The sequence below is a fragment of the Methylobacterium sp. M6A4_1b genome (assembly GCF_053345175.1).
Genome location: NZ_JBKEZQ010000004.1, coordinates 17,645 through 42,463, shown reverse-complemented (window position 1 = coordinate 42,463; position 24,819 = coordinate 17,645). Strand labels below are relative to the sequence as shown.

Sequence of the window (24,819 nt, the reverse complement as noted above, 5' to 3'; positions counted from 1 at the left end):
GGCGAGATTGCGGGGCGCACGCGGCGAAAGATGCGGGAGCGTCGAAGGCCCCTTAGCCGCCTGTAAAAGTTCCTGCGTCAACAGCGCGTCGGCGCGAAGGCGCATCGAACGCAAAATCCACGATGTGCGTCGTGGCACGCCCTTGCTGGAGCGGTTAAAATCTGTCACTTTCCATCGGTAGGACAGTAAGACTGTCCCATTTCCGGCAGGCTTCCTGCGCGGATGGCTGTGAGGATCTCGCACAGGTGACGTTGCCGGCGACCAAACGAGATTCGAAGCCGGTCGCCTCTACGGCGATCCGGGCCCGCACGGCTTGAGACCGAGCCGGCGTCGAGCCCGCGAGGAGCGGGCGCTTCTGACCGAAGAACCCGCTTAGAGCCGACGCTGTCGAGAGACGCGAAACCCGGAGGCCTCTTGGCTCCTGGGCATGAAACATGCTCGCAGGCGGGCAGGTCGGAGGCGAGAGATGGTGGACGTGGTCGCATTGTCTGAGTTCGGGGCGCTTCAGGCGTCGGTTCCCGCCGCGCGTGACGGCACAGCGCCGATGATCGTGCGCGACGCTGCCCTGCCGAAAGCCCAAGGCCTCTACGACCCGGCCCGCGAGAGCGACGCCTGCGGCGTCGGCTTCGTCGCCGACATGCACGACCGGCGCACGCACGCCATCGTCCAGCAGGGCTTGCAGATCCTGAAGAACCTCGACCATCGCGGTGCCGTCGGCGCCGATCCGAAGATGGGCGACGGCTGCGGCATCCTCGTCCAGATTCCGCACGCCTTCTTCCAGGCCGAGTGCGAGGCCCTTGGCATCACCCTGCCGGAGCCTGGTCATTACGGTGTCGGCCAATTCTTCATGCCGAAGGACGACGAAGCGCGTCGACTCGTGGAGGAGATCGTCGAGAAGGCGCTCGCCGACGAGGGCCTGCCGTTCCTCGGCTGGCGCGACGTGCCGGTAGATCCGAGCGACCTGGGTGTGATGGTCAAGGAGACCGAGCCTTGCCACCGGCAGATCTTCATCGGTCGGCCAGCGACGGTGTCGGACGAGGATGCCTTCGAGCGTCGCCTGTTCACTGCCCGCAAGGTCATCTCGAACAAGGTCTATGGCCTGAAGGACGAGCGCACGAACACCTACTATCCCGTCTCGCTCTCGACCCGGACCATCGTCTACAAGGGCATGGTTCTTGTCGATCAGCTCGGCGAATACTACCGCGATCTGCAGGATGAGCGCTTCGTCTCGGGCCTGGCCCTGGTGCACCAGCGCTTCGCCACCAACACCTTCCCGACCTGGCGCTTGTCGCACCCCTACCGGATGGTCGCGCACAACGGCGAGATCAATACCCTGCGCGGCAACGTCAACTGGATGGCGGCCCGTCAGGCGAGCGTCGATTCGGACTTGTTCGGCAACGACATCTCGAAGCTCTGGCCGATCTCCTACGAAGGCCAATCCGACACCGCGTGTTTCGACAACGCTCTCGAGTTCCTCGTGCAAGGCGGCTACTCGCTGGCCCACGCGATGATGATGCTCATCCCGGAGGCCTGGGCCGGCAACCCGCTGATGAGCGAGGAGCGCCGCGCGTTCTACGAGTATCACGCCGCCCTGATGGAGCCCTGGGACGGCCCGGCCGCCGTCTGCTTCACCGACGGCCGCCAGATCGGTGCCACTCTCGACCGGAATGGCCTGCGCCCAGCCCGCTACCTCGTCACCGACGATGGACTCGTGGTGCTCGCATCCGAGATGGGTGTACTGCCGATCCCGGATGAGAAGATTGTCGAATCCTGGCGCCTGCAGCCGGGCCGCATGCTGCTTATCGACCTGGAGAAGGGCCGCATCGTCTCCGACGAGGAGATCAAGAGCGAACTCGCCGCCGCGCACCCCTATGCCGAATGGGTCAAGAACACCCAGATCGTGCTCGAGGATCTGAAGCCCGTCATTCCGCGCGCCTCGCGCTCGGACGTGTCGCTGCTCGATCGCCAACAGGCTTTCGGCTACAGCCAGGAGGACCTCAAGCTTCTCATGGCGCCCATGGCCGTGACCGGCCAGGAAGCGGTCGGCTCGATGGGCACCGACACGCCGCTTTCCGCACTGTCCGACAAGCCGAAGTCGCTCTACTCCTATTTCAAGCAAAACTTCGCGCAGGTGACGAACCCGCCGATCGATCCGATCCGCGAGGAGGCCGTGATGAGCCTCGTCTCGTTCATTGGCCCGCGTCCGAACCTGCTCGACATGGAAGGCGCCTCCCGTAAGAAGCGCCTGGAGGTTCGCCAGCCGATCCTGACCAACGGCGACCTCGAGAAGATCCGCTCGATCTCCCATTTCGAGGACCGCTTCGACACCAAGACCCTCGACATGACCTTTCCGGCCGAGACCGGGGCGGCCGCCATGGAGGGCGCGGTCGATCGACTCTGTGACCGGGCCGAGGTCGCGGTGCGCGGCGGCTACAACATCATCATTCTATCGGATCGCGGCATCGGACCCGATCGCATCGCAATCCCCGCGCTTCTCGCCACGGCCGCCGTGCACAACTACCTGATCCGCAAGGGGCTCCGGACCTCGGTCGGCCTCGTGGTGGAATCGGGCGAGCCGCGCGAAGTCCACCACTTCGCGTGTCTGGCCGGCTACGGCGCGGAGGCGATCAACCCCTATCTCGCCTTCGAGACGCTGATCGCGATGAAGGACGAGTTCCCGCCGGACCTGACCCCGGACGAGATCGTCTACCGCTACATCAAGTCGATCGATAAGGGCCTGCTCAAGGTCATGTCCAAGATGGGCATCTCGACCTACCAGTCCTATTGTGGTGCTCAAATCTTCGACGCGATCGGCCTGAACTCGTCCTTCGTGGCGCGTGACTTCTTCGGCACGGCCACGACCATCGAGGGCATCGGCATGGCCGAGGTCGCGCAGGAGACCGCGCGGAGGCATTCGGATGCCTTCGGCGACTCGCCGATCTACCGCACCGCTCTCGATGTCGGCGGCGAATACGCCTATCGCCTGCGCGGCGAGAGCCACACCTGGACACCGGATTCAGTGGCGACGCTGCAGCATGCGGTGCGCCTCGGCTTGCCCGATCGCTACCGGGAATATGCCCGGCTGGTGAACGAGCAGGAGAACCACCTCAAGACGATCCGAGGCCTGTTCCGCATTAAGCAGGCCGCCGAACTCGGCCGTACACCGGTGGACATCGAATCCGTCGAGCCGGCCGCGGACATCGTCAAGCGCTTCGCGACCGGCGCGATGTCCTATGGCTCCATCTCGAAGGAAGCGCACGAGACCCTCGCCATCGCGGTGAACTCGTTCGGTGGCCGTTCCAACTCAGGTGAGGGCGGCGAGGAGGTCGAGCGCTTCAAGCCGATGGCGGACGGGCGTTCGCGCCGCTCGGCCATCAAGCAAGTCGCCTCGGGCCGCTTCGGCGTCACGACGGAGTACCTCGTCAATTCCGACATGATGCAGATCAAGGTCGCGCAGGGAGCCAAGCCCGGCGAGGGCGGTCAGTTGCCCGGCCACAAGGTCGACGCCAAGATCGCCAAGGTCCGCTACGCCACCCCGGGCGTCGGCCTGATCTCGCCGCCGCCGCATCACGACATCTACTCGATCGAGGATCTGGCCCAGCTGATCTTCGACCTGAAGAACGTGAACCCATCTGCCGACGTCTCGGTCAAGCTCGTCTCCGAGGTCGGCGTCGGCACGGTGGCCACCGGCGTCGCCAAGGCGCGCGCCGACCACATCACGATCTCAGGGTTCGACGGTGGCACCGGCGCAGCGCCGCTGACATCGATCAAGCATGCGGGCGGGCCCTGGGAAACGGGTCTTGCCGAGACGCAGCAAACTCTGGTGCTGAGCCACCTGCGTGGACGCGTGGTGCTACAGGCGGATGGCGGCATCCGCACCGGTCGCGACGTGCTAGTCGCCGCGCTGCTCGGGGCCGACCAGTTCGGCTTCTCGACCGCGCCGCTTATCGCGGCCGGCTGCATCATGATGCGCAAGTGCCACCTGAACACCTGTCCGGTGGGCGTGGCGACGCAGGACCCCGTCCTGCGCAAGCGCTTCAAGGGCACGCCCGAGCATGTAATCAACTATTTCTTCTTCGTGGCCGAGGAGCTGCGCGAGCTGATGGCGTCCATGGGCTTCACCAAGCTCGAGGATCTCATCGGGCGGGCCGATTATCTCGACACCCTGGAGGTCATCAACCACTGGAAGGCGCGCGGCCTCGACTTCTCGAAGCTGTTCCACCGTCCCGAGGTGCCGGATCACGTCGCGATCCGTCACACCGAGAAGCAGAAGCACCCCATCGACACGGTCCTCGACCGCCGTCTCATCGTAGGCGCCCAATCGGCTCTCGACGGCGGTGAGCCGGTTGTGGTGCGGGACGTGATCCGCAACTCGGACCGCACGGCCGGCGCGATGCTCTCCGGAGCGGTGGCCAAGCGCTACGGCCACGAGGGCCTGCCAGACGACTCCATCCGTGTGGAGCTGTCCGGCACCGCCGGTCAGAGCTTCGGCGCATGGCTTGCGGCCGGCGTCACCCTGGTACTCACCGGACACGCCAACGACTACGTCGGCAAGGGACTGTCCGGAGGCAAGCTGATCATCCGCCCCTCGGATGCGCTGAAGGCCCCCGGCTCGCATACGATCATGGCTGGTAACACCGTGCTGTATGGCGCGATCGCGGGTGAAGCCTACATCCGTGGCTCGGCCGGCGAGCGTTTCGCGGTCCGCAATTCGGGTGCCATCGCGGTGGTCGAGGGCATGGGCGACCACGGCTGCGAGTACATGACCGGCGGCGTCGTGGTTTCGATCGGCGAAACAGGGCGAAACTTCGCGGCCGGCATGTCGGGTGGAATCGCCTACGTTCTCGACGAGGACGGGTCGTTCTCGGCCCGCTGCAACCTATCCATGGTCGATCTCGAACCCGTCGAGGAAGAGGACGACCTCATGCGGCGCTTCCACCAGGACGGTGACTTGGAGACGAAGGGCCGCGTCGACATCCTGGCCGACATGTCGGGCCACGACGAGGAGCGCCTGTCCCAGCTCATCACCAATCACCTGAAGTACACGGGCTCCCCGCGTGCCAAGGCGATCCTTGATGACTGGGCCGGCTATCGCACCAGGTTCGTCAAGGTGATGCCGGTGGAATACCGCCGGGCGCTGCGCGAAATGGAGATGGCGCGGATGCCGGTGGCGGCCGAGTAAGCGGGCGCCGACCGACATTCTATCGTGACAGCGTCCGACTGTGCGAAAAACCGGGCGCTTAACGGGCCAGCATTTCGGGATGGCTAATGCATGAGGCGGCTCGGCTGGTCAGCCGGGCTGCACGGGTGGGAGCGGAACAGGCCGATGCGGCCGCCTTCCGCGCGACGGATCAGACAGACTCGCGAAAGACGGTCAGACGATGGGCAAGGTCACGGGTTTCCTCGAATTCGATCGGCAGGAGCAGAAGTATCAGCTCGCCGCCGATCGTGTGCGCCATTTCCGCGAGTTCACGCTGCCGCTCGACGAGCACGACCTCAAAAAGCAGGCCGCGCGCTGCATGGATTGCGGCATCCCGTTCTGCCACGGTCCGACCGGTTGCCCGGTCCACAACCAGATCCCGGACTGGAACGAACTCGTCTATCAATCTGACTGGGAGGAGGCGGCTCGCAACCTCCATTCCACCAACAATTTCCCGGAATTCACCGGCCGCATCTGCCCCGCGCCCTGCGAGGAGGCCTGCACGCTGAACCTCGAGAACCAGCCGGTGGCGATCAAGACCATCGAGCAGGCGATCGCCGACCGCGCCTGGAACAACGGCTGGGTCAAGCCCGAGCCGGCCGAGCACAAGACCGGCAAGAGGGTCGCGGTGATCGGCTCAGGGCCGGCCGGACTGGCAGCGGCGCAGCAGCTCGCCCGCGTCGGGCACGACGTCCATGTCTTCGAGCGTGAGCCGAAGGCCGGTGGCCTCCTCCGCTACGGCATTCCCGACTTCAAAATGGAGAAGCGCCATATCGATCGGCGCGTGAAGCAGATGGAAGGCGAGGGTGTTCGCTTTCACTACGGTGTGAATGTCGGCGTCAACAAGCCGCTCGACGAGCTTACGGCCGAGTTCAACGCTGTGCTGTTCGCAGGTGGTGCCGAGGATCCGCGCAATCCGCAGCTGCCGGGTCAGGAACTGGAAGGCGTGCACTACGCAATGCCGTTCCTCGTGCAGTCCAATCGCCGCGTCGGCGCCGAGCCGATGCCGGGCAACGGCGAGGCGCCGATCCTGGCCACCGCCAAGAACGTCGTCGTCATCGGCGGTGGCGACACCGCGTCGGATTGTGTCGGCACCTCTTTCCGTCAGGGTGCCCTGTCGGTGACGCAGCTCGACATCCGTCCGCGTCCCCCAGAGCGCGAGGACAAGCTCTCGGTCTGGCCCTACTGGCCGACGAAGATGCGGACCTCTTCCAGTCAGGCCGAGGGCGCCGAGCGCGAATTCCAGGCCGCAACGCTCCGACTCGAGGGGAAGAAGGGAAAGCTGACGGGTGTCGTCTGCACCCGTGTCGACGAGAAGCGTCAGCCTATCCCAGGCGGCGAGTTCACGTTACCCGCCGACCTCGTCTTCCTGGCGATCGGGTTCGCGGGCTCGGTCCGCAAGGGACTGCTCGAGGAATCCGGTGTCGCCATGGACAAACGCGGCAACGTCACCGCCGACGAACTCGACTACCGGACTTCGAACGAGAAGATCTACGCGGCGGGTGATATGCGTCGCGGCCAATCCCTCGTAGTCTGGGCCATCCGCGAGGGCCGTCAGGCGGCGCGCTCGATCGACGAGGCGCTGATGGGCGCCAGCATCCTGCCGCGCTGAGGACCGACCGGGTCGGCCTACGCGAACCGAACTGAGGCCGTCTCGCGGTCGCAGACCGGAACACCGTGGCTCTGCGCGTCATTGCCGTCCTGACACTCATGATGTCGGGATACGCGCATGACCGAGCCGATGGCCGAACCCCGGATCGAACCCTATGATGGCCCCGCGGGGGGCTGGGGTTCGGCGAGTTCCCTCGCAGAGATCCTGACGCGGGAACAAATCCCGGTCTCCGGTGCGGCGCTGCTCATGAAGCAGAACAAGCCCGACGGCTTTATGTGTACGTCCTGTGCATGGTCGAAGCCGGCCAAGCCCAATACGTTCGAGTACTGTGAGAACGGCGCCAAGGCCACGATTTGGGAGCAGACTGCAAAGCGGGTCGGGCCGGATTTCTTTCAGCGCTACCCTGTCACCGAACTTCTGACCTGGACGGATTACGCTCTCGAGGAAAGGGGGCGCCTCACCCACCCTCTTCGCTACGATTCTGAAAGCGATCGCTACGTTGCGGTTTCGTGGGAGGATGCCTTCGCGGAGATCGGGCGCGAGTTGCGTGCGCTCGATCCGAACGCGGTGATCTACTACACCTCCGGTCGAGCCTCCCTCGAGACCTCGTACATGTACGCGCTGATGGCGCGCATGCACGGCACCAACAACCTGCCCGATTCCTCGAACATGTGCCACGAGCCAACCTCGGTCGGCCTCAAATCATCGATCGGATCGCCAGTCGGCACCACGATCCTCGAGGACTTCGAATCCACCGATCTGATCCTGTTCTTCGGCCAGAACGTCGGCTCGAACGCCCCGCGCATGCTGCACCCTCTGCAGGAGGCACGAAAGCGGCGTGTTCCGATCATCACGTTTAACCCCCTTCGGGAGCGCGGCCTGGAGCGATTCACCAACCCGCAATCACCGACCGAGATGCTGACGCGGACGTCGACCGAGATCTCGACACAGTACCATCAGGTCAAGGCGGGCGGGGACCTCGCAGCGATCACCGGTATGTGCAAAGTGCTGATCGCTGCGGACCGCGAGGCCTTGGAGGTTGGACGCCCGCGTATTCTCGACGTGGACTTCATCGCCGATCACACCCACGGATTTCGCGAGTTCGTCACATTCTGCGACTCCCAGGAGTGGACGGATATCGAAGCCCGCTCGGGGCTGAGCCGCGAGGCGCTGGAGGCGGCCGCGACGGTCTACGCGCGTGCCCGTTCGGTGATCGCGGTGTACGGCATGGGCCTGACCCAGCATCGCCGTGGCACCGAGGGCGTGCAGATGCTCGTCAATCTCATGCTGCTGCGCGGCAATGTCGGTCGCCCCGGCGCCGGGCTCTGCCCCGTGCGCGGCCATTCCAACGTTCAGGGACAACGCACCGTCGGTATTACGGAGAAGCCGGAACTGGCGCCTCTCGCCAAGCTCAAGGAGCTTTACGGCTTCGAGCCGCCGCGGGAGAAGGGGCGCAACACCGTCGAGGCCTGCGAAGGCATCATCTCCGGGGAGGTGAAAGCCTTCATCGGACTCGGCGGCAATTTCGTGCGGGCCGTGCCGGATACCGTCCGGATGGAGGAGGCCTGGCGATCTCAGCGCCTTACGGTTCAGATCTCGACCAAGCTGAATCGCTCGCATCTCGTCCACGGCGCAGTGTCCTACATCCTGCCCTGCCTCGGTCGAATCGAGGTCGACGTACAGGCGAGCGGGCCTCAGGCTGTCTCCATGGAAGACTCGACCTCATGTTTTCATGGTTCGCGCGGGCAGACTAAGCCGGTGAGCGATCAGGTGCGCTCAGAGCCTTGGATCGTCGCCGAGGTCGCGAAAGCCCTTTTGCCGTTCAATCCGAAGATCGATTGGGATGGTTGGGTCGGTGATTACGCCCGGGTCCGCGATGCCATCGAAGCCACCTATCCTGAAGTGTTTCACGACCTGAACGGCCGGATGTTCCAGCCCGGTGGCCTGCACAAGCCCCTCGCAGCCCGCGACCGCAAGTGGGAGACAGAAACCGGCAAGGCCAATTTCACGGTTCCGGGTGGCCTGGAGGCCGATCCCGATATGCGCAGCAATCGCCGTGACGTGCTTGATTTGATTACGCTGCGCTCGAACGATCAGTTCAACACGACCGTCTATGGCTACGACGACCGCTTCCGCGGCGTGAAGGGCACCCGGATGATCCTGTTCATGAATGGCAATGACATGGAGCGCCTCGGACTCGCCGATGGCGAAACCGTGGACCTTTCCGCCGACGCCGACGATGAATTCCTGCGGGAGGTGAACGGACTCCGGGTGATCAAGTACGGTATCCCCGAGGGCAACGTCGGCGGCTACTATCCCGAACTCAACGCCTTGATCCCGCTCTGGCATTACGATGAACAGGCCAAGACGCCGGCTGCCAAGGCGGTCCCGGTTCGGATCCGCAAGGGGAGACCGATCGCGATTGCCGATTGATGCGATCCGGGCTTTCCGCCGCCGATCCCCTCGACGACCGGCGCGGAAGTCCCATAATCGCAGGTATGGAACGCTCCGACGACGCCCATGAACGCCGCCAGGCCATCATCGACCGGATGCTCGTCGAGGCGCTGCATCCGGCCTTCAACGATCGTAGCCCGAGCCACGATGGACTGCCCGATGATATGCGGACAGTGGTGGACGTACTCCTCGCCAAGGCCGAGGCGCAGCGGCAGCGACGCTTGACCTATGAGGATCTTGAGGAGGCGCTGCCCCCCCGGGACGTTACGGCGGAAGACCTGGAGGCGATCTTCTGGATCCTGTCGGAGCATGGCATCGCCATTGAAGACGGAGGCCCGGCCGAAGATTGAACGCGTCTGCCTTACACTTGGGGTCGACGATCGATCCCTCCAATCCGTTGTGCCGAGCATGGCACATATGCCTGCCACTGCCTCGACCTCTCTCGCATCCGCCGGAGAACCGCTCTATAAGCCGCGCTCCTCCGTGGGACTTTCCGTCATGCGGAGCCGACCGAAAGGCGGAACGGAGACGATTATGGCCGAGCGTTGGACACCGAAGACCTGGCGAAATCTGCCGATCCAGCAGGTGCCCGCCTATCCGGATGCCGCCGCGCTCGAATCGGTCGAGTCGCAGCTCGCGAGTTTTCCGCCGCTTGTATTTGCAGGTGAGGCCCGGAAGCTCAAATCAGCCCTGGCACGGGTTTCCGCCGGCGAGGCATTCCTGCTGCAGGGCGGGGACTGCGCCGAGAGCTTCGACGAGCATTCGGCCGATAACATCCGTGATTTCTTCCGCGTCTTTCTTCAAATGGCGCTGGTCCTCACCTTCGCGGGCGGTTCGCCCGTCGTGAAGGTGGGCCGCATAGCCGGCCAATTCGCCAAGCCGCGCTCCTCTCCGACAGAGACCTTGGACGGAGTGACGCTGCCGAGCTACCGCGGCGATATTGTCAACGGCCTCACTTTCACCGAGGAAGCGCGTGTTCCCGATCCGCGCCGCCAGCTCGAGGCGTATCGGCAGTCGGCGGCAACGCTGAACCTGTTACGCGCCTTCGCCACAGGCGGGTACGCCAACCTGGAGAACTCGCATCGCTGGATGCTTGGTTTCGTGAAGGACTCGCCACAATCCTCGCGTTACGCCGACTGCGCCGAGCGGATGACAGAGACGCTCGACTTCATGCGAGCCATCGGCATCAACCCGGAGACGCACCAGGAAGTCCGTACCACCGATTTCTACACCAGCCACGAAGCCCTGCTTCTGGGCTACGAGGAGGCGCTTACGCGGGTCGATTCCACAAGTGGCGACTGGTACGCCACGTCAGGTCACATGCTGTGGATCGGCGACCGTACGCGCCAGTCGGACCACGCTCACGTGGAATACGCTCGAGGAATCAAGAACCCGATTGGCCTGAAGTGCGGTCCCTCCATGACTGCGGAGGGTCTGATCCGCCTCGTGGATCAGCTCAACCCGGTCAACGAGGCTGGGCGCCTGACATTGATTTGCCGTTTCGGGTCCGACAAGGTGGGCGATCATTTGCCAAGCCTGGTTCGAGCGGTGGAGCGCGAGGGGCGGAACGTGCTCTGGGTCTGTGACCCGATGCACGGCAACACAATTTCGGCCGGTGGCTACAAAACCCGGCCGTTCGAACGGGTGATGCAGGAAATCGAGGGATTCTTCGGCGTCCATCGCGCCGAGGGCACGGTGGCGGGCGGCATCCATCTGGAGATGACCGGCAAGGACGTCACGGAATGCACCGGTGGTGCTCGTGCCCTGACGGCCGAGGATCTGCAGGACCGCTACCACACCTACTGCGATCCGCGCCTGAACGCCGAACAAGCCTTGGAAGTAGCGTTTCTCACGGCGGAACTCGTGAAGCGGGAGCGGTCAGCGATCGAACGGCCGCACCTCGACGCAGCCGAGTAGGGCGAGAGCGATCGGAACGAGCGTAAGCTGGAAGGTCCAATCAGGATCTTCCGGCTTCCACGGTCTCAGTGATCCGGGTTCGGCACCACCATCGCGTCGCCAAAGTGCTGGACAAGGCTCATCTCGAGTTTTCCCGACATCCCGGCGAGGATCGCCATCGCTTCCCGCGCCGGCATCGGCTTCTTGTATGAGCGGCGCTCAGTGAGAGCGGCGTAGATGTCGCAAATAGTCAATAGGCGCACGGTGTCGTTGATTTCAGCGCCAACCAATCCGTCTGGATAGCCTGAGCCATCCAACATTTCGTGATGGTGGCGCACGGCCCCGAGAGTGGCTGTATCGCAGCCGCTTTTACGCAGAATGTCGTAACCGATCACCGGATGACGCCGCATGATTACCATTTCGTCGGCATCTAGGCGGCCGGGCTTGTTCAGGATCTCGAGCGGGATCTGTGCCTTCCCGACATCGTGCAGCAGGGCAGCGCGCACGAAATGCTCCCGATCCTCGGCGCGAAATCCGAGATGCAGGACGAACTGAGCAGCGACGCCAGCGACGAGCAGGCAGTGCTGATAGGTGGCATCATCGTGGGTCCAGACGGTTTCGAGCCACCGGGTCAATCCCCCCTCCTTCACAGCGGCAAGAATCGGATCGAGTCCAGCATCGACTTGCTCCAGGGAGATTGGACCACCGCCTCGGACGCCATCGAAGAGCCCGCTGAGAACTTCCTTCGCCCGGGTCACATTGCGTATGACGGGCTGCGCGAGGGCGTCCGTCTTTTCCGTTTTCATGTCCGCCTGGAGAGCCTGGACGACGAGATGCGGAGCGGTATAGGCGGGAAAACAGATCGTGGCGCCGAGGTCCCTTGCCTGACGCAGGTCATGGTCGGTTGTGGAACGGAGCAGGCAGACAACCGGCACATCGCTCGCCTTGCTGGAGTGCAGAAAGCTCCGCAGGCGGTTCACCGATTCGCGTCGGCTCAACGTAAGGTCGGAAATGATCGCACGCGGAGGAACGCTCGGCGCAGGATCATCACCCGCTGCAACGACTTCGCAATGCGCGATCGTCTTGATGAGCGTCTCCAAGGCCGCACTGCGGTCTGGCCGATCGGTCAGCAGATAAATGGCCCCTTGCGCCATGATGTCCAGACTTCCTCCGAAGACTCGGGTCTACACCCAAATTGCAAACAGGGCGTTTGCGGTACCCGGTTTCAGAAGAGGTTTGCGACACTTTAAGCGGCAGGGATATCGGGCTTGACGTTGATCTCTCTGGATCGCCCGGAGGACATCAAACACCCATATCTGACGCAGCTCCATTTTGAACTCGAACCTATGGAGGGCAGGCCGGATCGGGATAGCGCAAGTTGATGGTCGAGCATTTTTCCTGGGCTCGTAGCGGAACAACAAGCCTTGCTCGCCCGCTAGTTTGGCCAAGTTTTGAGTCTACGGAACCAGATTAGGAAGCGGTTTTTCTTTCTTAAAGCAATTATCAATAAATAAAAAATGTGCAAATATTTTGTCAAATTTTAAAAAAGCATAATAATTCATTGGTAAAGATACATATTGTGTCGCTAAAAACTATTATTTGAAGCTATACTACGTCTTCTGATTGTCGATGACGCGCACAAATCCTTCGATTCTCGAAACATCGATAAAATCACTTTCGATAAAATCATTTTGTCGCCAATTATTTATTTCTGTTAGTTTAGTTTGATCCGCTACTTGTATTTCACATAGTGATTACCTGGGTGTCCGACACGGTCAATCATCGGTGAGCTGCGCCAAATCCTGAAGCAGATCTTGGCGGCTTGAGAGACATGTGTCGCATATTTTCGCGACGCCCCACGGTCAACTCGCCGCGAAACAGTCTGGTACACCACATACGAATCTCGACGCTTGTTCACGCTACGTTGTGGTTCGTGATGGCCATGTATCACCTGCCGGCATCCTCGCGATGCAGGAATCCACGGCTTGGATGTTGCCCATCCGACGCTTCGATCCCTCGAATCTCGTGTCGTGCATCCTGTGAAGATCGCCATCATCGCGCATCTGAAGTTCCCGATCGCCCAGCCGTACTCGGGGGGGCTGGAGATGCACACGCATTTGCTCGCCTCCGCGCTCCAGGCGCGCGGACATGACGTGACCCTCTATGCCTCGGAGGGGTCCGGCGGCGACTTCGGGCTTGTGACCGTCTGCGCACCCACGGGATGCGCTTTCGACGATGTTTCGGAGGCCCGAATTGATGCCGCGGAACACGCGGCCTACGTACGGATCATGGACTCGGTTGCGGCTGGTGATTACGATTTCGTCCATAACAACAGTCTCCACTTCCTGCCCCTGCTGCGTGCCGGTGAACTTGCTGTTCCGATGGTGACGGCCCTTCACACGCCGCCCTTCGAACCGTTCGTGAGAGGCGTGCGGGCGCGGGCGCGGGACATGACCTTCGCCGCCGTCTCGCCATCGCTTGCACGGGAATGGCACGATCTGATCGGCGATCCGCTGGTGATTGGTAACGGGATCGACCTCCGCGCTTTCGCCTACGCAGCTGAGCCCAAGGGTGAGCCGCACGCGATCTGGATGGGCCGGCTCGTTCCCGAGAAGGGGCCACACCTTGCCATCGACGCTGCCCGGGCCGCAGGCCTGCCGCTCAAGTTTGCAGGCCCTCGCTCCAATCCGGCCTATTGGGACAGCGAAATCGCGCCGCGGCTCGGGGCCGACGTCACCTATCTCGGCCATCTCGGGCACGACGCTCTCGCCCGTCAGGTCGGTGACGCGCACGTCGCTCTGTGCACGCCGCGCTGGGAGGAACCGTTCGGACTCGTGCTCGCGGAATTTCTTGCCTGCGGTACGCCCGTGGCGGCGTTCCGACGCGGGGCAATCCCCGACATTCTCGACGCGACCTGCGGCGTTCTGGCGAGGGCGGACGACGTCGCCGATCTCGGTCGTGCGGTCTCGGAGGCCATCGGCCTCTCGCGCGCCGACTGTCGGCGCCGGGCGGAGCATCTGTTCAACGCGGAGGCGATGACCGACCAGTACGAGGCGCTTTACGCGCTCGAACTGCAGCGCGCCGCTAGCTCCACGATGGTCGCCCGCGTCAGCAATGCCTGAAGCCGATCTCTCCCTCGGTCGTGTCGTCGTCTGTGTACCCGCACGCAACGAGGCCGATGCACTACCGCGCTTACTCCGGTCCCTTGACCGGCAAGACAGCGTCCAGGACGGCACTCGCCTGCGGGTCGTCATTCTCGCAAACAACTGCACCGACGAGACGGTCGCAGTTTTGCGGGCGATGGAGTCAAACGCTCAGGTCCCAAATCTCGCACTCCAAATCATCGAGGCGGTGATCGCTCCGCCCCAGGCGCATGTGGGCACGGCCCGGCGTCGCGCCCTCGACGCAGGAGCGGCTTGGCTGGAGCAGGAAGAAATCGCGGACGGCGTTCTTCTGAGCACGGACGCCGATGCGGTCGCGCCGGCGGATTGGGTAGCGTCGAACCTCAGAGCATTGCGAAACGCCGAGATCGTCGGTGGACGCCTCGTCCTCCACGGTGAAAGACCGGTGGGTGACCCGCGCCTTGCCGCGCTTCATGCCCGGATCGAGCAGTACTGGGTCGCGGTCCGGCGCCTCGAAGAAGTCTTCGACCCACCGGCCCACGACCCGGCGCCGCGCCATGGCGATCATGCCGCCGCGAGCTTGGCCCTGCGTACGGACCTTTATCGCCGGGTCGGCGGACTTCCGGTGCTGCCGTGTGGGGAGGACAATGCCTTGGTCGCCCGAGTGCGGTGGCATGGCGGGCGCGTACGTCACTGCCCGAGCGTCGCGATCGCGGTCTCCGATCGTGGTGACGGCCGGGTCACAGGTGGGATGGCGACCGAGATGCTTCGCCGAGCCCGCGTCGCGGAGGGGCTCGAGCGCTACACACTCCCCCCGGCCGCCCATTGGCGTGCGCTGATCGAGCGGCGTCGAGCCCTGGCGAGTTGCTTCGCCGATCCAGCCGGCGTGACTGCATCACTGCGGAAGTTCGGCATCTCCAAAAACGACCTTGCCGCTATCGACCTCGCGACCTGCCCGAATGCGATCGCCCTGGTCGAGCGAGTCGAAGCACAGGTCGGTGAGGGAATTCCGGAGGCAGTTCCGATCCCGCTCGACGATGCCCTGGCTGGGCTTCACGCAATGCTTGCCGAGACCCAAGGCGTACCCGCCGCGCGGGTCGCATGAGCCGGCGTCCAATCGGCTACTACGTCCACCATCAGGGGGCTGGTCACTGGCAGCGAGCCTGCCTGATCGCGCGGGCCCTGAACCGTCCGGTGACACTGATCGGAACGCTGTCGGACCTCGATACGCGCGCGGCTCCCGGGTCGATCCTCGACCTTCCGGATGATCGGATCGGCGCTGGTTTCGATGGGCAGGACGGGTCTTCGGAGCGCCCTCAGGGTCTCCATTACGCGCCTGTGGGAGCAGACAACGTGCGCGCGCGGATGGGCCGACTCGCCGCCTGGATCGTCGAGGCTGACCCGGCGCTCATTGTCGTCGACGTCTCGGTGGAGATCGCGCTCTTTGCGCGCCTGTTGTCGATACCGACCCTGGTCGTCCGCCTGGCCGGGACACGTACGGATCTGCCGCATCTCGAAGCTTTTCGGAGCGCCGAGCGCCTGCTCGCCTTCTTCCCGCCCGAACTCGACTCGGCGGCGACCCCCGACTGGGTACGCGCGAAGACGTCTTACGTCGGGCTGCTGACAGCTGACGTCATGACCCACGCACCGCCGGAGACGGATGGATCGATCCTCGTCATCTATGGACGCGGAGGCGTCGGAGGCCGAATGTTCGATCTCGCGGCTGCGGCGGTCTCCGTGCCCGACCGCCACTGGCACGTCCTCGGCCCCGTCGACCCCTCCGACATCGTGGCTCCGGACAATCTGCATCTGCACGGCTGGGTCACGGATCCTGCGCCCCATATCGCGCGGGCCGAATTGGTGGTTGGCGGCGGCGGGGACGGAGTCGTTTCGGCGGTGGCGGCAGCGGGGAAGCGCTTCGTCTGTCTTCCCGAGCCGCGAGCCTTCGACGAACAGGTCGAGAAGTCCCGCGCGCTCGCGGCGATGGGCGCAGCAATTCATCACGACTCCTGGCCCGGGCCCGCAGCCTGGCCCGGCATCATCACGGCAGCCTTGAGGCTCGATCCGGCCGTGATCGGGGGGCTGGCGAAGCCGGGCGTGATCGCCCGAACGAGTACCCTGATCTCCGAAGAGGCCAATCGGGCCGAAGCGCGCCGTCATCAGGCGCCGAGTTCTTAGAAGGGCCGGTCCGCGGACACCCGGGTCGCCACAATCTCGTCGGTGCGGGGCACGCGCAGGATCACGATCCCATCGCGCCATTGCGCATTGATCAGCCCGCGCTCTGCAAAAGCATCGAGCCATCCGTCCATGGGCCAGAGCCCATGCCGCTCGTGAAAGCGGGTCGCATTCCGGACGATGTCGGCAAAGTGTTGCAATGGCGGGTCGCAGGCGAGGTGGTGCTGGTGAAAGGCCTGGCCGCTGGCGCTGAACAGCACCGGGATGCCGAGGGCATCGGCCCGGAAGGCGAGATCGGTGTCCTCCGCACCATAGCCGTCGAAGCCTTCGTCGAAACCCCCGAGGCGGTCGAAGGTCGTCGCGCGGACGCCGAAGGCGAGGGACCAGAACAGGCCGGGGTTGTCCGAGCGGGCGAGCCCGTCCGTGGGAAAGCGGCGCACGGGATGGGAGTGCCCGGCCGCGCGCAGCCCGGCTTCCGTCCAGCCATCGGAGACGGCACCGGCCGGCAGGTAGCGGATCTCGCAGCAGATCAGTCCGTCGGCTTCGGCCAGATCGGCGCTGAGGCGCGGCACCAGATCGACCGAGGGGATGCAGTCCACGTCGAGGAAGATCAGGCGTTCGGTCGCAGCGGCGCGCCGTCCAGCGTTGCGAGCCCGCGCAAGAGGCAGGCCGGGGCTATCGAGCACGATGCGACGGATCGGAAAGCCGTAATCCGACAGGGAGGCGGGCTCTGCCCCCATCTCGACGATCACACAGGCCTCTGGATGCGGCCCCCGCGCAACGCCTTCGAGAAGGCGGGCGAGGTGCGCATCGCGGCCTTTGTTCAGGGTGATGAGGGTGGTACCGGCGATCACGGGGCGGACGCGTCCATGGCGACGAAGATCTCGTAGGGTCCGGTGAAGCGAGCGACCATCGCCGGCTCGAGGCGAAAACCGGTCGGGTCATCGGGGATGAGGTCGGTGGTCTGGGAGCGGTGGGCGCCGATCGCGGCGGCCTTCGCCGCGCGGTGGGCGTCGACATCGAGGCGCAGCCCAGTCGGACCGGCTCCGACCTCGGTGCCCGCGGGCAGGTTCCAGCCCCAGACCGGGTAGGCGAAGGTCCGGATCGGGCCGAGTTGGGCCTGTGCGAGGCGGACGATGGCGGCGGCGGCCTGGTGGTCGCAGTGGGGATCGTGACCCCACGTCACGCAGACCGCGCCGGCATCGGCGTCCCGGGCGATCGCGGCGATCCGGGCAGCGGCCACTTCGGCGATCGGGCCGGTGCTCGGGACCCCGGCATCGGGCAGGCGGAGGAAGGTCACGGCCTCGCGCGGAACGCCCAGTATACCAACAGCGTCGACCGTCTCCGTTTCGCGCAGGTCACGCAGTTTCTCCGGCGGATAGAGCGCCGAGTGCGTGTGCGAGCCACAGCCGTCGCTGACGATGACGACCCGGACCTCGCGACCGCGGGCGCGGGCCTCGGCCATGACGCCGCCGCAGCCGAGGCTCTCGTCGTCAGGATGGGGCGCGACGACGACGAGGCCCCGGCCGTCCGTCAGGGCATCGAGGTCCGCGATGGGCAGGCGTTCGGCGGCGGCGAGGAAGGCATCGGCATGCATCGGTGGACTCGGGGGCAGGCGTCGGGGACGCGAGGCGCCTGTCTATCCGGGCCAGTCTGATCGATGTCTGAACGGTCGGCCGACGCCGGCCGGTCAAACGGCGGTGCCGGTCTCCGCCGCGAAATCCGCGATGCCGCCGGCGGTGGTGAGCCAGATCTCGTCGCGACGGGCTGCGATATGGGCGAGCGCCCGGCGCAAGGGGCGCAGGCGGTGCGGCTGGCCGACGATGTAGGGATGGAGGGCGATGCCCATCACCAGGGGGGCTGTGCGCGACTGCTCCAGCATCTCGTCGAAGGCCTCGACGATGGCGTCGGCGAATTGCTGGCCGGTCTCCTTGCGGGCCACGATGGCGGGAATGTCGTTCAGCTCCTGCGGATAGGGCACCGCCAGGATGCGGCCGCCATCGCGGGTGGAGAACCAGGTCGGCTGGTCATCGTGGCACCAGTCGAGCAGGTAGCGGTAGCCCGCCTCCGCGAGGAGGTCGGGCGTCCGGTGGCTCTGCGAGATCCACGGTCCGAGCCAGCCTCTCGGCGGCCGACCCTCCTGGACGGTCAGGATCGCGGTGGCCTCGGCGATGAGGGCGCGCTCCTCGGCCTCTTCCCGGTCGCCCTGGCGCTCGGTGTTGGTGCGGCCGTGCCCGACGATCTCGTCGCCGCGCGCCCGGAAGGCCTCGATCAGGCCGGGGCAATCGGCGTAGAGGCGGCTGTTGACCAGCACGCTCGCGGGCATCCTCAGCGCGTCGAGGATCTCCTTGATCCGCCAGGCGCCGACCCGGTTGCCCCAATCGCGCCAGGCGTAGTTGAGCACGTCCGGCTGCGGTCCGCCCGGCGCGAGTTCGGCCCCGAGGCCGCGGCCGAAGTCGAAGCCCTCGAGGTTCAGCCCGAGATAGACCGCCAGGCGCTTTCCGCCGGGCCAGTCGTAGACCGGCCGGTCGGGCAGGGCGCTGTAGGCGTAGCGGCCGTGATGCGGCGCGGGCGTGTCGGTCATCGGGGGTCTCGGAAGCGGGTCAGGACGGGTTGAGAAGCGCGGGCTGGCGTCGGTCCACCCAGCGGGTCACGGCGTCGTAGGCGGCGCCGAGCTGCAGGCAGGCGCGCTCGCCGTTGTTGGGGCCGACGATCTGAATGCCGGAGGGGCGCCCGGCCGGATCGAACCCCGCCGGGACGTTGAGGGCGGGCAGGCCGCTCATGGTGACGGGAATCGTGACCTCCATCCAGCGGTGATAGGTGTCCATCGCCCGGCCACCGACGCATTTCGGCCAGTGCTCCTCGACGTCGAAGGGGAAGACCTGGGTCGAGGGCATCAGGAGAAAGTCGTAGCGCTCCTGGAACCGGCGCACGGCCTCGTACCAGGCGGTGCGGCCCTCCTGCGCGGCGGCGACCTGTTCGGCGGAGAGGGAAAGCCCGCGCTCCACTTCCCAGACCGCCTCCGGCTTGAGCAGCGCCCGGTAGGCGGGCTCTTCGTAGAGGGGGCGCAGGTTGGAGGCGGTCATCCAGGCGCGAAGGGTGAGCCAGTCGCGCCAGACCTTGCCCATGTCGAAGCGCGGACGGTCCCACTCGACCTTGGCACCGAGCGCCTCGAAGGCCGGGAGGGCGCTGCGATCGAGGTCGAGCACGCCGGGCTCGAAGGGCAGGTAGCCGCCGAGATCGTCGAACCAGGCGATCCGGGCACCGGTGAAGTCTCGTTTCAGGTTCTCCTTGAAGATCGCGGGGTCCTGCGTGTTGGCGTAAGGCACCCGCGCGTCGTAGCCGGCCTGGACGGAAAGCAGCAGTCCGAGATCGGCCGGGGAGCGCCCGATCCCGCCCGAAACACCGAGGCCGGGGGTGAAGGCGTCCTTGGTCTCGATCGGGATGCGCCCGTAGCCGGTGCGCAGGCCGAACAGGTTGTTGAAGGCGGGCGGGTTGCGCAGGGAGCCGGCATGGTCGCTGCCGTCGGCGACGGGCTGCATGTGCAGGGCCACCGCCACCGCCGCGCCGCCGCTGGAGCCCCCGGAGGTCTTGGTCGGATCGTAGGCGTTCCGGGTGGCGCCGTAGACCGGATTGAAGGTCTGCGAGCCGAGGCCGAATTCCGGCATGTTGGTCCGGCCCGTGAAGATCGCGCCGGCCCGGCGCAGGCGCTTGACCATGATCGAATCGGCCGCCGCGATGCGATCGCGGAAGATCGGCGACCCTTGCGTGAAGGGCAGTCCCTTGACCGCATCGATGTCCTTCACCGCGTGGGGGAATCCATGCAGCGGCCCAAGGAATTCGCCGCGCGCCGCCTGTCCGTCGCGCTCCTCGGCGGCGGCAAGGAGCGCGCCCCGGTCGCGCAGGGCCACGATCGCGTTGACCGTGGGATTCAGCCGCTCGATCTGGTCGAGATAGGCGGTCATGACCGCGACGCAGGAGACGCGACGGGCGTGGATCGCCGCCGAGAGGTCGACGGCGCTCAAGCTGAGGATGTCGTCGCGCGAAGCTCCGCTCGCCGCTGGATCGGCCGGGGCGATGGATGGGTCTGTGCTCATGCTCGTGCTCTGGAACGCGCCCCGGCATGCCAACGGCGCCCGGGACGGCACCGGTCCTCAGGCCGGAAGCCGCCGCTCCTGAAAGGCGTGGCAGGCCACACCTTCGACCAGGGCCGGGACCTCGATGCGGCAGCGCTCGTTCGCGAAGGGGCAGCGCGGATTGAAGGCGCAGCCCGATGGGGGGTCGATGGGGTTCGGGATCTCGCCCGAGACGGGGATGCGCTTGCGCCCGGTGAGCCCGATGTCCGGAACCGCATCGAGCAGCATGCGCGTGTAGGGATGTTTCGGAGCACGGAAGAGTTCCCGTCCGTCTGCGATCTCGACCACGCGCCCGAGATACATCACCCCGATCCGGTTCGCCATGTGGCGCACGACGGCGAGGTTGTGGCTGATGAAGAGGTAGGTCAGCCCAAGGCGGTCCTGCAGGTCGCGCATCAGGTTGAGGATCTGCGCCTGCACCGACACGTCGAGGGCCGAGGTCGGCTCGTCGCCCACCAGGAACTCCGCCTCCGAGGCGAGCGCCCGGGCGATGGCGATGCGCTGGCGCTGGCCGCCGGAGAATTCGTGCGGATACTTCACCCCGTCGTCGGGATGGAGGCCGACGAGGCGGAGGAGTTCGCCGACGCGCTCGCCGATGGCGGCCTCGCCCTGAAGCAGGTTGAAGGCCCGGATCGGCTCGGCGATGATCCGCCGGACCCGCCAGCGCGGGTTCATCGACGCGTAGGGGTCCTGGAAGATCATCTGGATGCGCCGGCGCAGGCGACGGCGGGCCGCCGCCTGGCGCGGGTCGGTCATGGAGATCCCGGTGATGCGCACGTCGCCGGCGCTCGGGGGCAGCAGGCCCACCACCATGCGGGCGACCGTCGACTTGCCCGACCCGGATTCGCCGACGAGCGCGAAGGTCTCGCCGCGGCGGATCTCGAAGCTGACGCCGTCGACCGCCCGCAGGATCTGCCGCGGTTGGCGCTCGATGATCCGGGCGAGCCAGGGACGCGACACGTCGAAGGTGCGGCGCAGGCCTTCGATCGCGACGTAGGGAGCGTCCGTCCGGGCGCTCGGCGCGGGCGGCGGCATCACGGGCGCATTCATGCGGCGGAGGCCTCCGAACGGTCGTAGAGGTGGCAGGCGACTTGGTGTGTTCCGACGGAAATCGGATCGGGCCGCTCCACCACGCAGCGGGTGAAGGCGGAGGGGCAGCGCGGATGGAAGGCGCAACCGTTCGGAATGCTCGAGAGCCGGGGCATCGAGCCCGGGATCTGGGCCAGCCGGTCGGTTTCCTGGGCCAGCGTCGGGATCGCCCCCATCAGGCCCTTCGCATAGGGATGGAGCGGGTTCTGTACCACGTCCCGCACGGGGCCGATCTCGGCGATGCGGCCGGAATACATCACCGCCACCCGGTCGGCGGCCTCGGCGATCACGCCCATGTCGTGGGTGACGAGCATCACGGCGGTGCCGCGCTCGGTCCCGAGGCGCTTCAGGAGCGCGATGATCTGGGCCTGCACCGAGACGTCCAGCGCCGTCGTCGGCTCGTCCGCGATGATGAGTTCGGGCTCGGCGGCCAGCGCCAGGGCGATCACCACGCGCTGGCGCATGCCGCCGGAGAATTCGTGGGGGTAGCCGTCGATCCGCCGTTCCGGCGCCGGGATGCCGACCTCGGCCAGGAGGTCGATGGCGCGCTGGCGCGCCGCCTTCTCGGACAGGTCGGTATGGGTGCGGATGGTCTCCACGAGCTGCCGCCCGACGCGGTAGAGCGGGTTGAGGCTCGTCAGCGGGTCCTGGAAGATCATTCCGATGCGCCGGCCCCGGATGCGCCGCATCGCCTCGGGCGAAAGGGTGTCGATGCGTTCGCCCCGCAGGAGGATCTGCCCGCCGACGATGGCGCCGGGCGGGTCGATGAGGCCGATGACGGCCGAGCCGGTCACCGACTTGCCCGCCCCGGATTCGCCGACGACGCCGAGAATCTCCCCTCGGGCGATGTCGAAGGAGACGTCGTCGATGGCCGTCAGGGTGCCGCGCCGGCCGGCGAAGGCGACGCGCAGGTTGCGGACCGAGAGGACGGGCTCTGTCATGCCGACGCGATCACTGGAGTTTCGGATTCAGGGCGTCGCGCAGCCAGTCCCCGAGCAGGTTGATCGCCAGGACGAGTCCGGCGAGCGCCAGGCCCGGGAAGGCGACGATCCACCACTCGCCGGAGAACAGGAAGCGGTTGCCCGTGCGAATCAGGGTCCCGAGGGACGGCATCGAGTCCGGCAGGCCGGTACCGAGGAAGGACAGCGTCGCCTCGGTGATGATCGCGAGCGCCAGGTTGATGGTGGCGATCACGAAGACCGGCCCGAGGACGTTGGGCAGGACGTGCCGGATCATGATCACCGGCGAGGACAATCCGATCAGCCGCCCGGCCTGCACGTAGTCCTTGTTCTTCTCCACCAGCACGGAGGAGCGGACGGTGCGGGCATACTGTACCCAGAACGACAGCCCGATCGAGAGCACGATGAGCCCGATGGCGGCGTTCGTGTCCATCTGGCTCCCCAGCGCCGCCTTGGCGACGCCATCCACCACCAGGGCGATCAGGATCGCCGGGAAGGTGAGCTGCACGTCGGCGACGCGCATGATCAGGGTATCGACGAAGCCGCCGAAGTAGCCCGCCACCAGGCCGAGCAGGATGCCGAGCGTTCCAGAGACCAGCACGCCGAGGAGCCCGACCACCAGGGACAGCCGGAGGCCGTAGAACACCGCCGAGAGCACGTCGCGGCCCTGGTCGTCGGTGCCGAGGGCGAAGGGGGCGACGCCCTCGGCGTACCAGAGCGGGGGCAGGTTCGAGTTCATGAGCTCGAGCTGGGCCGGGTCGTAGGGGTTCTGGGGCGAGATCCAGGGCGCCGCCACCGCGAGGAGGACGAAGACCAGCGTCACCGCGAAAGCCCCCATGGCCAGCTTGGAGCGCCTGAAGCTGGCATAGACGTCGGAATCGAGGAAGCGGGCGAGCGTCGAGCGCTTGGCCGGCATCTGTGAGGCGAGCGGAGCGTCCGGCAGGGAAGCGCTCATGAGGCCCGTCCGGTGGAGAGGCGCAGGCGCGGATCGACGATGGTGTAGAGCACGTCCACCACGAGGTTGATGACGACGAAGATGGCGGCGACCAGCAGCAGGTAGGCCGCCATGATCGGGATATCGACGTTCTGCACGGCCTGGACGAAGAGCAGGCCCATGCCGGGCCATTGGAACACAGTCTCGGTGATGATCGAGAAGGCGATGACCGAGCCGAGCTGGAGACCCGCGATGGTGATGACCGGCACCAGCGTGTTCTTCAGGGCGTGGCCGAGATGGATCGAGCGGGTGGTGAGGCCCCGGGCCCGGGCGAAGCGGATGTAGTCGGTGCGCAGCACCTCCAGCATCTCGGCGCGCACCAGCCGCATGATCAGGGTCATCTGGAACAGCCCGAGGGTGACGGAGGGCAGGATGAGCGCGCGCAGGCCGGAGGCGGTGAGGAAGCCGGTGGTCCACCAGCCCAGCCGCACGGTGTCGCCCCGCCCGAAGGAGGGCAGCCAGCCCAGGGTCACCGAGAACAGGAAGATCAGTAGGATGCCGATGAGGAAGGTCGGCAGGCTGATGCCGACGAGGGAGATCGCGAGGAAGATCTTGGCGAGCCAGGTGTCGCGCCGCAGGGCGCAGTAGACCCCCATCAGGATGCCGACGGTGAGCGCGAAGAGCGTGGCGCAGAGCGCGAGTTCGAGGGTGGCGGGCATGCGCTCGGCGAGCAGCGCGGAGACCGGCTGGCGGAACTGGTAGGAGGTGCCGAACTCGCCGCGGACCACGTTGCCGGCATAGCGCAGGAACTGGACGGCCACGGAATCGTCGAGGCCGAGATCCTTCCGGATGGCCACGCGCTCGGCATAGGGCGTGTCGACGCCCACGATCTGGTTCACCGGATCGCCGGCGAAGCGGAACATCGAGAAGGCGATGAGACCGACCGCGAACAGCACGGCGATGGACTGGAGCAGGCGCTGGAGGACGAAGGCGATCATGCGTGGCCAATCCGGGCGTCCACATCGCGAAGACCGGCACGCTGAGCGATGGTAAAGAGTGGCGCGCCGTCCTTCCGGGGCGCCGCAGGCGAGCCCGGAGCCGAAGGGGCGCGCCAGCGGCGTGCAATCCAGAACCGCCTACGGTGTAAAGTCCTGCGCCACCTTCGTTTCTGGATCCCGGGCTCCGCTGCGCGGCCCCGGGACGACGGGGTGCTCCGTGAGCCATTTCGGCGTACGACCGAGC

Annotated in this window: 17 protein-coding genes and 1 pseudogene; 9 read left to right on the top strand and 9 right to left on the bottom strand. The window is 65.9% G+C overall.

Annotated elements, in window-relative coordinates; genetic code table 11:
• Nucleotides 1-466: 466 nt before the first annotated feature.
• The 5 genes from gltB to ACLBWX_RS05600 all read left to right on the top strand — a co-directional run bounded on the left by gltB (nucleotide 467) and on the right by ACLBWX_RS05600 (nucleotide 11,183).
• The gene (gene gltB / locus ACLBWX_RS05620; protein WP_447676095.1) at nucleotides 467-5,182 is read left to right on the top strand and encodes a glutamate synthase large subunit; all 4,716 of its coding nucleotides are present in this window, start codon (nucleotides 467-469) and stop codon (nucleotides 5,180-5,182) included.
• A gap of 199 nt (nucleotides 5,183-5,381) precedes the next feature.
• A complete protein-coding gene (locus tag ACLBWX_RS05615; RefSeq protein WP_447676094.1) occupies nucleotides 5,382-6,812 on the top strand; it encodes a glutamate synthase subunit beta in 1,431 nt (476 codons plus the stop codon).
• Between the two features lie 117 nt (nucleotides 6,813-6,929).
• Entirely contained in the window at nucleotides 6,930-9,245 is a 2,316-nt protein-coding gene (locus tag ACLBWX_RS05610; protein WP_447676093.1) for an FdhF/YdeP family oxidoreductase, read from the top strand.
• 65 nt (nucleotides 9,246-9,310) lie between these two features.
• Nucleotides 9,311-9,616, top strand: coding sequence for an RNA polymerase sigma factor region1.1 domain-containing protein (locus ACLBWX_RS05605; RefSeq protein WP_447676092.1), 306 nt, complete (start codon nucleotides 9,311-9,313; stop codon nucleotides 9,614-9,616).
• A gap of 184 nt (nucleotides 9,617-9,800) precedes the next feature.
• Nucleotides 9,801-11,183: a class II 3-deoxy-7-phosphoheptulonate synthase gene (locus ACLBWX_RS05600; RefSeq protein ID WP_447676091.1), complete on the top strand. Its 1,383-nt coding sequence runs from the start codon at nucleotides 9,801-9,803 to the stop codon at nucleotides 11,181-11,183.
• Nucleotides 11,184-11,248: 65 nt separating this feature from the next.
• Here the strand turns inward: ACLBWX_RS05600 and ACLBWX_RS05595 are convergent, their stop codons facing one another.
• The gene (locus ACLBWX_RS05595) at nucleotides 11,249-12,316 is read right to left on the bottom strand and encodes an HD-GYP domain-containing protein (RefSeq protein WP_447676090.1); all 1,068 of its coding nucleotides are present in this window, start codon (nucleotides 12,314-12,316) and stop codon (nucleotides 11,249-11,251) included.
• Between the two features lie 885 nt (nucleotides 12,317-13,201).
• Between ACLBWX_RS05595 and ACLBWX_RS05590 the strand changes: the two genes are divergently transcribed.
• The 4 genes and pseudogenes from ACLBWX_RS05590 to ACLBWX_RS05575 all read left to right on the top strand — a co-directional run bounded on the left by ACLBWX_RS05590 (nucleotide 13,202) and on the right by ACLBWX_RS05575 (nucleotide 16,462).
• Nucleotides 13,202-14,284, top strand: a complete 1,083-nt coding sequence (locus ACLBWX_RS05590; protein WP_447676301.1) for a glycosyltransferase family 4 protein — start codon at nucleotides 13,202-13,204, stop codon at nucleotides 14,282-14,284.
• Nucleotides 14,277-14,939, top strand: a pseudogene (locus tag ACLBWX_RS05585) (glycosyltransferase); the annotation flags it as partial. The gene ACLBWX_RS05590 and the pseudogene ACLBWX_RS05585, both read left to right, overlap by 8 nt.
• A gap of 96 nt (nucleotides 14,940-15,035) precedes the next feature.
• Nucleotides 15,036-15,389: a hypothetical protein gene (locus ACLBWX_RS05580; RefSeq protein ID WP_447676319.1), complete on the top strand. Its 354-nt coding sequence runs from the start codon at nucleotides 15,036-15,038 to the stop codon at nucleotides 15,387-15,389.
• The gene (locus ACLBWX_RS05575; RefSeq protein ID WP_447676089.1) at nucleotides 15,386-16,462 is read left to right on the top strand and encodes a glycosyltransferase; all 1,077 of its coding nucleotides are present in this window, start codon (nucleotides 15,386-15,388) and stop codon (nucleotides 16,460-16,462) included. Before ACLBWX_RS05580 ends, ACLBWX_RS05575 begins: the two co-directional genes overlap by 4 nt.
• Here ACLBWX_RS05575 and ACLBWX_RS05570 read toward each other — a convergent pair.
• The 8 genes from ACLBWX_RS05570 to ACLBWX_RS05535 all read right to left on the bottom strand — a co-directional run bounded on the left by ACLBWX_RS05570 (nucleotide 16,459) and on the right by ACLBWX_RS05535 (nucleotide 24,575).
• Complete coding sequence (locus tag ACLBWX_RS05570; protein ID WP_447676300.1) at nucleotides 16,459-17,310, bottom strand: glycosyltransferase family 2 protein; 852 nt, start codon at nucleotides 17,308-17,310, stop codon at nucleotides 16,459-16,461. The two genes, ACLBWX_RS05575 and ACLBWX_RS05570, sit on opposite strands and share 4 nt — an antisense overlap.
• Nucleotides 17,310-18,056 carry a PIG-L deacetylase family protein gene (locus ACLBWX_RS05565; protein ID WP_447676088.1) on the bottom strand — a complete coding sequence of 249 codons (747 nt, stop codon included), beginning with the start codon at nucleotides 18,054-18,056 and terminating at the stop codon, nucleotides 17,310-17,312. Before ACLBWX_RS05565 ends, ACLBWX_RS05570 begins: the two co-directional genes overlap by 1 nt.
• Nucleotides 18,057-18,149: 93 nt before the next feature.
• The gene (locus ACLBWX_RS05560) at nucleotides 18,150-19,043 is read right to left on the bottom strand and encodes a polysaccharide deacetylase family protein (protein WP_447676087.1); all 894 of its coding nucleotides are present in this window, start codon (nucleotides 19,041-19,043) and stop codon (nucleotides 18,150-18,152) included.
• 19 nt (nucleotides 19,044-19,062) lie between these two features.
• Nucleotides 19,063-20,556 (bottom strand): amidase, encoded by a 1,494-nt coding sequence (locus ACLBWX_RS05555; RefSeq protein WP_447676086.1) that lies wholly within the window; start codon nucleotides 20,554-20,556, stop codon nucleotides 19,063-19,065.
• 57 nt (nucleotides 20,557-20,613) lie between these two features.
• The gene (locus tag ACLBWX_RS05550; RefSeq protein WP_447676299.1) at nucleotides 20,614-21,630 is read right to left on the bottom strand and encodes an ABC transporter ATP-binding protein; all 1,017 of its coding nucleotides are present in this window, start codon (nucleotides 21,628-21,630) and stop codon (nucleotides 20,614-20,616) included.
• An 11-nt stretch (nucleotides 21,631-21,641) separates the two neighbouring features.
• Nucleotides 21,642-22,625 carry an ABC transporter ATP-binding protein gene (locus tag ACLBWX_RS05545; protein WP_447676085.1) on the bottom strand — a complete coding sequence of 328 codons (984 nt, stop codon included), beginning with the start codon at nucleotides 22,623-22,625 and terminating at the stop codon, nucleotides 21,642-21,644.
• 10 nt (nucleotides 22,626-22,635) lie between these two features.
• The gene (locus tag ACLBWX_RS05540) at nucleotides 22,636-23,598 is read right to left on the bottom strand and encodes an ABC transporter permease (RefSeq protein ID WP_447676084.1); all 963 of its coding nucleotides are present in this window, start codon (nucleotides 23,596-23,598) and stop codon (nucleotides 22,636-22,638) included.
• The gene (locus ACLBWX_RS05535) at nucleotides 23,595-24,575 is read right to left on the bottom strand and encodes an ABC transporter permease (RefSeq protein ID WP_447676083.1); all 981 of its coding nucleotides are present in this window, start codon (nucleotides 24,573-24,575) and stop codon (nucleotides 23,595-23,597) included. The genes ACLBWX_RS05540 and ACLBWX_RS05535 overlap by 4 nt, the downstream gene beginning before the upstream one ends.
• Nucleotides 24,576-24,819 lie beyond the last annotated feature (244 nt).